The organism is Pseudonocardia pini, assembly GCF_013870575.1.
Taxonomy (GTDB): Bacteria; Actinomycetota; Actinomycetes; order Mycobacteriales; family Pseudonocardiaceae; genus Pseudonocardia; species Pseudonocardia pini.
The window spans coordinates 1-10334 of record NZ_JACBXB010000114.1; the positions used below are offsets into that span (position 1 = coordinate 1).

The window sequence follows — 10334 nt, forward strand, 5'->3', positions numbered from 1 at the left end:
CCCAGTACCCGACCCCGCAGCAGCCGACCCAGCAGTACCCGCCGCAGCAGTACCCGACCCAGCAGTACCCGCCGCAGGGCGGGCCGCCGCCGTGGAACCCGCCGACCGGCGGGTACGGCGAGGGTGGCGGTGAGCCGCCGAAGCGGAGGCGCCGCTGGCCGCTGATCGCCGCGATCGTGGCCATCGTGGCCGTGCTGGCCGGTGGCGGCGCCACGGCGTGGGCCCTGCTGGGGAACTCGGGCGGTGCGAGCTCCCCGACCGAGGTCGTCACGTCGCTGGCCGCGGACCTCGAGGGCAAGGACTACCTGCGCGCCGCCAGCCGGATCGCGCCGAACGAGACCACGCTGCTCACGGACATGGGCGAGGTGATGACCAAGGAGCTCCAGCGCCTGGAGATCCTCAAGCCCGACGCCGCCGCGGACCAGAGCCTCGACACCGTCACCTTCACGGGCCTGCAGTTCGACGAGGCGGCCGCCGAGGCCGTCCGCCCGAACGTCACGATCACCAAGCTCGTCGCGGGCACCATCACCACCAACGGGGACGCCGCGAGCCTGCCCTTCACGGACTCCTTCAAGCAGAAGGTGTTCCCGAACGGCCAGCCGCCCGCGGGCACCCCGGAGACCATCGACATCGCCCAGGTCGTCCGCGAGGAGGGCGAGCCGATCCGGATCGCCACCGTGCAGGTCGACGGTGACTGGTACGTCAGCGGCTTCTACACCGCCGCCGACTACGCGCTGAAGGAGGCGAACGAGCCCTGGCCGACGACGTCGGTGCCCGCCGTCGGCGCGGCCTCGGCACAGGACGCCGTCAAGGAGATGGTCACGGCGGCGCTCGACTCCGACGTCCAGCGCGTCATCGAGCTGACCGACCCCCAGGAGGTCGCCGCCCTGCACGACGCGGGCCCGGCCCTGGTCCAGGCCGCCGCGGGTGCCCAGCCCTCCGGGGCGAAGCTGATCGACCTGCAGACGACCCCCACGGACGTCCGCGGGCACACCGGGCTCTCGCTGGCGAGCGTGACCGTCGAGACCCCGGACGGCGTGCGCATCGAGGTCAAGCGCGAGGGCGACTGCATCCTGATGGGCGTGCCCGGCCAGCCCGGCGCGGGCTCCCAGCGGCTCTGCACCGCCGACCTCGCCTCCGCGGGCCTCTCGCAGGTCGGGAACTCCCCCGCCCTCGAGGAGTTCGCGCCGCGCCTGGTCACCGCGATGCTCGACGTCAAGGTCCTGACCACCGAGGTCGACGGGTCCTGGTACGTCTCGCCCGGCCAGACCGTCGTGCAGCTCTACGCCGACATCCTCGGCGCGATGCAGCCCGGTGACCTCGACGCGCTCATCGCCGCCGGGGGCAACTGACCTCTCGGTTCCCTGCGTCACCCCCGTCTCGACTCCCAAATAGGACAGGCGTACTGTTTGGAGCGGGACGGGGGTCACGCTGCCGTGGTGACACAGGTGCGCGAGACTCCCGCACGAGCGACGCAGCCCACCACGCAGCGATGAAGAGGAGAGCCGGACAGTGGCCAGTACCGACAGCTTCGGAGCCAAGGGAACCCTCGAGGTCGGTGAGAACTCCTACGAGATCTTCCGGCTCTCGGCCGTCGAGGGTGCCGAGAAGCTCCCGTACAGCCTCAAGGTCCTGCTGGAGAACCTGCTCCGCACCGAGGACGGCGCCAACGTCACCGCGGACCACGTCCGCGCGCTGGCGAGCTGGGACCCCTCGGCCGAGCCGGACACCGAGATCCAGTTCACGCCCGCCCGCGTGATCATGCAGGACTTCACCGGCGTCCCCTGTGTGGTGGACCTGGCGACCATGCGCGAGGCCGTGACCGAGATGGGCGGCGACCCCGCCAAGGTCAACCCCCTCGCCCCCGCCGAGCTGGTCATCGACCACTCGGTGATGATCGACTTCTTCGGCACCGCCGACGCGTTCGAGAAGAACATCGACTTCGAGTACGGCCGCAACAAGGAGCGCTACCAGTTCCTGCGCTGGGGCCAGGGCGCGTTCGACGAGTTCAAGGTCGTCCCCCCGGGCACCGGCATCGTGCACCAGGTCAACATCGAGCACCTGGCCCGCACCGTCATGGCCCGCAACGGCCAGGCCTACCCGGACACCCTGGTCGGCACGGACTCGCACACCACGATGGTCAACGGCCTGGGTGTGCTGGGCTGGGGCGTCGGCGGCATCGAGGCCGAGGCGGCCATGCTCGGCCAGCCCGTGTCGATGCTGATCCCGAAGGTGCTGGGCTTCAAGCTCACCGGCGAGATCCCCACCGGCGTGACCGCCACGGACGTCGTGCTCACGATCACCGAGATGCTGCGCCGCCAGGGCGTCGTCGGGAAGTTCGTGGAGTTCTACGGCGCGGGCGTGTCCGCGGTGCCGCTGGCCAACCGCGCCACCATCGGCAACATGAGCCCGGAGTTCGGCTCCACCGCGGCGATCTTCCCGATCGACGAGGAGACCGTCCGCTACCTCAAGCTCACCGGCCGCTCCGCCGAGCAGATCGCGCTCGTCGAGGCGTACGCCAAGGAGCAGGGTCTCTGGCACGACCCGTCGGCCGAGCCCGCCTTCTCCGAGACCATCGAGCTGGACCTGTCGACGGTCGTCCCGTCGATCGCCGGGCCGAAGCGCCCGCAGGACCGCATCGAGCTGTCGGGTGCGAAGTCCGCCTTCCGGCGGTCGGTGCAGGACTACACGAACGACGCCGTCGCCGAGCAGCTCTCCGGGGTGGACGAGTCGTCCGACGAGTCGTTCCCCGCCAGCGACGCCCCCGCGACCTCCACCGACGGCCACGAGGCCGCCCCGGTCGTGTTCTCCGCCGCCGAGGGCTGCGAGGGTCGGCCGTCGAAGCCGACCACGGTGAAGGGGTCGCGCGGGGAGTTCGTGCTGGACCACGGCGCGGTCGTGATCGCCTCGATCACCTCGTGCACCAACACGTCGAACCCCTCGGTCATGCTGGGTGCGGCGCTGCTGGCCAAGTCCGCCGTCGAGAAGGGGCTCACGGTCAAGCCGTGGGTCAAGACCTCGATGGCCCCGGGCTCCCAGGTGGTCACGGACTACTACGAGAAGGCCGGCCTCTGGCCGTACCTGGACAAGCTGGGCTACAACCTCGTCGGCTACGGCTGCACCACCTGCATCGGCAACTCGGGCCCGCTGCCCGAGGAGATCTCCGCCGCGGTGAACGAGGCGGACCTGACCGTCGTCTCGGTGCTCTCCGGCAACCGGAACTTCGAGGGCCGGATCAACCCGGACGTCAAGATGAACTACCTGGCCTCGCCGCCGCTGGTCGTCGCGTACGCGCTGGCCGGGACCATGGACTTCGACTTCGAGACCCAGCCGCTCGGCCAGGACACGGACGGGAACGACGTGTTCCTGCGCGACATCTGGCCCTCCACCGAGGACGTCAACGCGGTGATGGACGGGGCCATCGACGAGGCGATGTTCACCAAGAGCTACTCCGACGTCTTCCGCGGCGACGAGCGCTGGCGCTCGCTGCCCACCCCCGAGGGCCGGACCTTCGAGTGGGACGACAAGTCCACCTACGTGCGCAAGCCCCCGTACTTCGAGGGCATGGCGTCGGAGCCCGCGCCGGTCGAGGACATCTCCGGCGCCCGCGTCCTCGCGCTGCTGGGCGACTCGGTCACCACGGACCACATCTCCCCCGCCGGGGCGATCAAGCCGGGCACCCCGGCCGCGCAGTACCTGGACGAGAACGGCGTCGAGAAGGCGGACTACAACTCCTTCGGCTCCCGGCGCGGGAACCACGAGGTGATGATCCGCGGCACCTTCGCCAACATCCGGCTCAAGAACCAGCTGCTCGACGACGTCTCCGGCGGCTACACCCGGGACTTCACCGTCGACGGTGCGCCCCAGGCGTTCATCTACGACGCCGCGCAGAACTACGCGTCGGCGGGCACCCCGCTGGTCGTGCTGGGCGGCAAGGAGTACGGCTCGGGCTCGTCGCGCGACTGGGCGGCCAAGGGCACCGCGCTCCTGGGCGTGAAGGCCGTGATCGTGGAGTCCTTCGAGCGCATCCACCGCTCGAACCTGATCGGCATGGGCGTCATCCCGCTGCAGTTCCCGCAGGGTGAGTCGGCCGCGTCGCTGGGCCTCGACGGCACGGAGACCTTCGACATCGCGGGCATCACCGCGCTGAACGACGGCTCCACCCCCCGCACGGTCCACGTGACCGCGACGAAGGAGTCCGGCGAGAAGGTCGAGTTCGACGCGGTCGTCCGCATCGACACCCCCGGCGAGGCGGACTACTACCGCAACGGCGGCATCCTGCAGTACGTGCTCAGGGGCATGCTCGCCTCCTGACGCTTCCTCCCGACGGGCCCCGCACCACACGGTGCGGGGCCCGCGCGTTTCCGCGAGTCCCCCACTTCCGACGCGCGAGTCGGACACCACCGCCCGCGAGTCCCCCACTCTCGACGCGCGAGTCGGACATCTCTGTTCACCCTCGGGCCGGTCTTCGCTACAGTCGTCGACGCGCCCCCATGGGCCTACCGGGAAGGAGCGGCTTCACAGGCCGGCACCGACGTCACGTCGGGCCGAGCACTCCCGCAGGCTCGGCGGCGCATTCCTCCCGGTCGTGTGTGGGCGCTCCCTCCCGGCCGACGGGCGCTCCTCCCCGGTGTACGCACCGACCGAGAGGACACCATGCCCGTCACGTTCAACCACACCATCGTCGCCGCCCGCGACCGCGCCGAGTCCGCCCGCTTCTTCCGCGAGGTGTTCGAGGCGGCGGAGGCCCCGTCCTGGGGCCCGTTCACCAACCTGCTGCTCGACGGCGGGGTGCTCATCCAGTTCGCCGACCTCCCGACCGACGTCTTCCCGGAGATCCAGAACCAGCACTACGCCTTCCTGGTCGACGACGAGCTCTTCGACCGCGCCTATCAGCGCCTGCGGGACAACGGCATCGAGCACTGGGCCGACCCTCGAATGAGCCGCCCCGGCGAGACCAACACCGAGCACGGCGGCCGCGGCGTCTACTTCCGCGACCCTGCGGGCCACTTCCTGGAGATGATCACCCGGCCCTACCTCTGAGCACGATCCTTCGTTCGGGCGCGGGCCGGTCGAGATCCGACCGCCCCGCGTCCCGATCGTGGATCATGCCCCGAACCGGCGGGCCGTCCCCGTCGGCACGCGACCGGACCGGACCCGGTTCGACGATCGTCCCGCTTCGCGATCGTGAACGGAGTCAAGGGAACCGGCCCGCGAACCCGGGGGCGGGCGACGGGCTGCCGCCATGGCCTCGACCCCGCTCGCCCGACTGTTCGCCCACCTGCTCGCCCGTCTACGGGCCGCAGCCGAGCCGCGAACCCGAGCGCCGGACCGCGAGCCCTGAACCACGGGCGGCGAGCCGTGAGCACTGCGCCGCAAGCCCTCGGCGGTGAGCTGCGGGGCCGCGAGCATCGAACCCCCAGCATGGTCCACCACACGGAAGCGGGGCGGTCGAGACTCGACCGCCCCGCGCCTCGACCCTCGATCCTCGGGACGGCTAGGACGCCAGCCAGTCCAGGGCCACGGCGGCGGTCCAGGACTGCATCGCCGAGCCCAGGCCCTCGCCCGTGGTGGGGTGGAAGTACTCGGCGAAGCCGACGTGGCGCAGGGAGTCCAGGGAGGCCTGGCGCAGCGCCTCGGCACGCTCGACGTCCCCGCCGTCTCGCAGGCCCCGCCAGAACAGCCAGTTCACGATCGGCCAGACCGGGCCGCGCCAGTAGTTGCGCGGGTCGAAGCAGCCCTCCATGGGACTGGTGCTCGGGACCATGGCCCAGCGCAGCTCCGGGTGGCCCGCGAAGGCCTCGGAGTCGAAGAGAGACAACGCGGTGGCGCGGTCGGCACCCGCGGCGCCTGCGTCGAGCAGAGGGCACATGCCCGCGAACGTGGCGACCTCGATGGGCTCCCCCGTGCCCATGTCGACGTCGTAGGCCATGCCGCTCTCGGGGTCGAGGGTCGCGGCGATGCCCGCCCGGGCCCGGGCGATCCAGCCGGCGATCGTGGACCGCTCGCCCTCGGTGGCACCGACGGCCTCCGCCAGCGTCAGCAGCGACCGGTTCGCCATGAGCAGCACGGACGTGAAGAAGACGTCCTTGACCAGGAACGGGTAGCGCTCGTGGATCACCGCGTCGTCGTAGCGGTAGGCCTTGAGCAGCTCGAGCAGCCAGAGGAAGCGGTCGTAGGCCGTGTCGTCGGGGCGCTGACCCGCGTCGGCGACGTGCGAGAGGTCCCGGCGCACGTAGGGCGGCACCTCGCCGACCTCGAGCCGGGCGAGCACGGCGTCCCACCGCGGGGAGTTGTCGATGCCCTCCCACGGGTGGTACGTGGTGACCAGGCCGGAGCCCGACGGGTCGCGGTTCTCCGCGAGGTAGCGGTGCCAGGCCATCAGCTTGGGGAACAGGCTGCGCAGCTCGGCGCGGACACCCGCCTCGGCCTCGGTCCCCCGGGCCACCTCCCAGATGCGCGCGACGGCGATCGCGTGCACCGGCGGCTGGCAGATCCCGCTGGTCTCGGCCACGCCGACGGGCGCCTCCGGGGAGACCTCCACGGCCCAGCGCGCCGGGTCCGGGAAGTACGACTCCGGGCCCGCGAGCGGGTTGAACACGATCTGCGGCACCATGCCGTTCGCCCACTGCGCCTCGAACAGGCGCTGCTGCTCGGTCATCGCGCGCCGGACGTCCAGCTGTGCCCACCCGATCGAGACGAACGCGCTGTCCCAGCTCCACTGGTGCGGGTAGAGCAGCGGAGCGGCCTTGGTCCAACCCCCCATGTCGTTGGTGCGCAGCACGTCCGCGGCGTTCTCGGCGAGCCGGACGTCGGTGAGGGTGGAGCCGTAAGCGGGGAGGGAGGGGGAGCTATGGCCGGTGTCGGAGTCCGTGCTCACGGGGGATGCGCATCCTTCCGGCGTTTGTCGACGCCATTTCGGTCCGTCTCGTACTTAACTCCACAGTAACAACGGGTGAGGTCGATCTCAATAGCCCGCTACGGGCTTCATCGAGATCGACGACGGTGCGTTACGCCGTACGGGTCACCCGCACGGGTGGGAAACGAGAGAAGCCCGCTCACGGTGCGTCGAGATCACAGTCCCACGTGAACGATGAATGTTGCCGCGCGATTCCGATCAGGATTCCGTGCTGTTTCGAGATCACGCGCGATTCCACTCGGGACGGTTCACGAAACGAGGGGAACGCCAGTTCACCGCCCCAGGGCGCGCTCGGACTCCGGGTCGAACCAGCGCACGCGCTCCGGCGCGGCGTGCGACCACAGGTCGGCGCCTTCGGCGGCGGGGAGATTCCGTGGGAGTGAGGATCTTCACGTCCCGCTCCCCACCGCCGCGGTCACGAGGAACTGCGTCCCGAGCGGCTCGACGAGCGTGATCCGGCCGGGCAGCGCGTCGCCGCGCTCGGTCGTGCAGGCCTCGATGCCCTCGGCCCGGATCCCCGCGAGGAACTCGTCCCGTCGCGCGGGGCGGGGAACGGGTGCCCGGCGACCGTCCCTCCCCGGCGCCCCGGCTGGTCGTCGACCTCCATCGGGCTGCCGCTCTGCACGATCTCCCCCGCCCGCATCATGGCGACGCGGTCGCCCAGCCTCGCCCTGGTCGTGGGCCACGTAGACGATCGTGGGGCCGGCAGGGTCAGCGCGCCCGCGCACCGGACGGGCAGCGGCGCCCGGGTGAGTCCGGTGAGGACGAACCCTCGAGGGCGACGACAGCTGTCCGGAGTGGACGATCGCGCAGGGTGAGGCCCGGGCGTCAGACGCGGGTGGCGCGGAACCGGAAGGCCCTTCCACCGAGCGTGGTCTCGGCCGCGGAGAGGCCGGCTGCGCCGAGCCGGGCGGGTAGCCCCGCAGGGTCGACGACGACCATGGTGTCGCGGACGTGCAGGACCCGGAACCGCAGGCTCAGCCTGCTGTCCGAGCCCGCGAACACACCTCCCGGTCGGAGCACGCGGGCGGCCTCGGCGAACAGCCGGTCCTGCTGCGCCACGGACGGGACGTGGTGCAGCATCGTGAAGCAGACGACCGCGTCGAACGTGCCCGCCCCGAACGGCAGGTCGGCACCGTCCGCGGTGCGGACGTCCACCCGCCCGGCGAACTCCCGGCCCAGGTCGGCGGCCATGTCCGGGTCGACCTCCGCGGCGGTGAGCAGGCCCGACCGCTCGAGCAGCCAGCGGGTCGTCACTCCGTAGCCGGGGCCGATCTCCAGGACCCGCCCCGTGAGGTCGACGCCGTCGAGCGCCCAGGGCAGCACCTGCTCGTGCATCCGCTGGGCCCACGAGTCCGAGCGGCACAGCCGGCGGTGGACGGCGTTCATCGGCATGGCCGGACCGTAGGCCCGCGGGGCCGCGGGCGGAACCGCCTGCTCAGACGGCGGTGGAGAGGCTCACTGCGAACCGGCGCTCGGGATCCGCCCACCAGCGCACCAGGTCGAACCCGGCCTCGGCGAGCATGGCCCGCACGCCCTCCGGCTGGAACTTGGCCGAGATCTCGGTGCGCATCTCCTCGCCCTCCGCGAACTCGACCTCCAGGTCCAGCTCGGCGATGCGGACCCGCATCGCCCGCTCGGCCCGCAGCCGCATCTCGATCCACTCGTCCTCCGCCGCCCATACCGCGCGGTGCGTGAACGCCGCGGGCTCGAAGTCCGCGCCCAGCTCGCGGTTCAGCACGTGCAGGACGTTGCGGTTGAACTCGGCGGTGATGCCCTGTGCGTCGTCGTAGGCGGCGACGAGGGTGGGCTCGTCGATCACCAGGCCGGTGCCGAGCAGCAGCTGCTCGCCGGGTTCGAGGGCCCCTCGGACGTGCGCGAGGAACGCGGCGCGCTCGCGGGGGCGGAGGTTGCCGATGGTCCCGCCGAGGAACGCGACCATGCGCCTGCCGCGCTTGGGCAGGAACCCGAGGTCCTTCGTGAAGTCCCCGACGACGCCGTGCAGCTCCAGATCCGGATACTCCGCACCGAGGGCGGTGAGCGCACCGCGGAGTGCGGCCTCGGAGACGTCCTGCGGCACGTAGCGGCGCAGGGTCCCATGAGCCCGGAAGGCGTCGAGCAGCAGGCGGGTCTTGGCCGACGACCCGGACCCCAGCTCGACGACGGTGTCGGCGCCCGACGCCGCCGCGATCGCCGCGGCGGACTCCTCCAGCAACGCCCGCTCGGTGCGCGTCGGGTAGTACTCGGGCAGCGCGGTGATCTCCTCGAACAGCTCGCTGCCGCGGGCGTCGTAGAAGTACTTGGGCGGCAGCTCCTTCGGGGTGGCGGTGAGCCCGGCGCGGGCGTCCTCGCGGAGCGCGCGGTCGGCGTCGGCGGGGGTGAGGTGGACGTCGAGCGCGGACAGGCGGTTCATGGACGTGCTCCTTGCCTCAGGTGCCCGCGGCGGCGCGGGTGGTGCTGCGGTGCGGGTGGTGCTGCCGTGCGGGTGGTGGTGCTGCGGTGCGGGTGGTGCTGTCGGACTCGCGAGCCGGGTGTCCGACTCGCGCGTCGAAAGTGGGGGACTCGCGGGCCGTGGTGTCCGACTCGCGGGCCGTGGTGTCCGACTCGCGCGTCGGAAGTGGGGGACTCGCGGGTCTCGCCCGCGAGTCCCCCGGTTTCGACGCGCGAGTCGGACATCAGGTCGGGAGGGGGGTGAGGGTCAGGTCTCCCGGGGAGGCGGTGACCAGGTGCGCCTCCGGGACCGGCTGCCAGCCCGACCGGGAGTCCACGGGCTCCGACGCGACCTCGGCCGACCCCGCGAGCACGCGGACCGAGAGGGCGTGGTCCCAGGCCGTGGCCCAGATCGCGGAACCGTCGGTGAGGAGCAGGTTGAGCCGCGAGCCCGGCGCGGCCTCGCCGACCGTGCAGACGACCTCCGCGAGGACCTCGCCCGGATCCTTGCCGACCCGGAGCCGGTCGCGGACCAGTGCCCAGAGCAGCGCGGCGTCCGTGGGGGCGTCGAGGGTCAGCAGGTCGACGACCGGCAGCCGGGACGCGATGTCCGCGACCGACTCCGGCCAGCCCCGCACCACCCCGTTGTGGCTGAACAGCCACCGACCCTCGGCGAACGGTGCCGCCGCGGTCTCGGTGACCGGCATCCCGGTGGTCGCCGACCGCACGGCGGCGAGCATCGCCCCGCACTCCGCCGCGGCGGCCACCGACGCGAACCCGGCATCGGACCAGATCGGTTGCGGCGACCGGTACCGGGCGGGGTCACCGCCGGGGACCGGGTACCAGCCCGCACCGAACCCGTCCGCGTTCACGGTGCCGCCCCCGCGCATGTCCGCGGGCGCATAGGACTGGCGGAGCAGCCCGTGCACCGGCTCCAGGACCAGCGACGACACCGTCCGGGGCGCGCCGATCCAGGCGTGGTGGC

The 10334-nt window shown here is 71.9% G+C and carries 8 protein-coding genes; 3 read left to right on the top strand and 5 right to left on the bottom strand.

Annotation, left to right across the window (positions count from 1 at the left end):
• The 3 genes from H5J29_RS09680 to H5J29_RS09690 all read left to right on the top strand — a co-directional run.
• On the top strand, positions 1-1352 hold a 1352-nt coding region (locus H5J29_RS09680; protein ID WP_181780589.1), incomplete at its 5' end, for a flagellar basal body protein FliL.
• Positions 1353-1512: 160 nt separating this feature from the next.
• Positions 1513-4314: an aconitate hydratase AcnA gene (gene acnA, locus H5J29_RS09685; RefSeq protein WP_181780590.1), complete on the top strand. Its 2802-nt coding sequence runs from the start codon at positions 1513-1515 to the stop codon at positions 4312-4314.
• Between the two features lie 342 nt (positions 4315-4656).
• Complete coding sequence (locus H5J29_RS09690) at positions 4657-5043, top strand: VOC family protein (protein ID WP_181780591.1); 387 nt, start codon at positions 4657-4659, stop codon at positions 5041-5043.
• A gap of 454 nt (positions 5044-5497) precedes the next feature.
• Here the strand turns inward: H5J29_RS09690 and ggh are convergent, their stop codons facing one another.
• The 5 genes from ggh to egtC all read right to left on the bottom strand — a co-directional run.
• Complete coding sequence (ggh, locus tag H5J29_RS09695) at positions 5498-6880, bottom strand: glucosylglycerate hydrolase (protein ID WP_220187200.1); 1383 nt, start codon at positions 6878-6880, stop codon at positions 5498-5500.
• A 428-nt stretch (positions 6881-7308) separates the two neighbouring features.
• Positions 7309-7605, bottom strand: a complete 297-nt coding sequence (locus H5J29_RS09700; protein ID WP_181780592.1) for a TOBE domain-containing protein — start codon at positions 7603-7605, stop codon at positions 7309-7311.
• Between the two features lie 142 nt (positions 7606-7747).
• Positions 7748-8314, bottom strand: coding sequence for a class I SAM-dependent methyltransferase (locus H5J29_RS09705; protein ID WP_181780593.1), 567 nt, complete (start codon positions 8312-8314; stop codon positions 7748-7750).
• A gap of 43 nt (positions 8315-8357) precedes the next feature.
• On the bottom strand, positions 8358-9332 hold the full coding sequence (egtD, locus tag H5J29_RS09710; protein WP_181780594.1) for an L-histidine N(alpha)-methyltransferase: 975 nt from the start codon (positions 9330-9332) through the stop codon (positions 8358-8360).
• 262 nt (positions 9333-9594) lie between these two features.
• Positions 9595-10334: ergothioneine biosynthesis protein EgtC (gene egtC, locus H5J29_RS09715; RefSeq protein ID WP_181780595.1), on the bottom strand; the 740-nt coding region annotated here is incomplete at its 5' end.

Coding starts and splice junctions, on each gene's coding strand:
- H5J29_RS09690 (WP_181780591.1), top strand. CDS start 4,657: ATGCCCGTCACGTTCAACCACACCATCGTCGCCGCCCGCGACCGCGCC.
- egtD (WP_181780594.1), bottom strand. CDS start 9,332: ATGAACCGCCTGTCCGCGCTCGACGTCCACCTCACCCCCGCCGACGCC.
- H5J29_RS09705 (WP_181780593.1), bottom strand. CDS start 8,314: ATGCCGATGAACGCCGTCCACCGCCGGCTGTGCCGCTCGGACTCGTGG.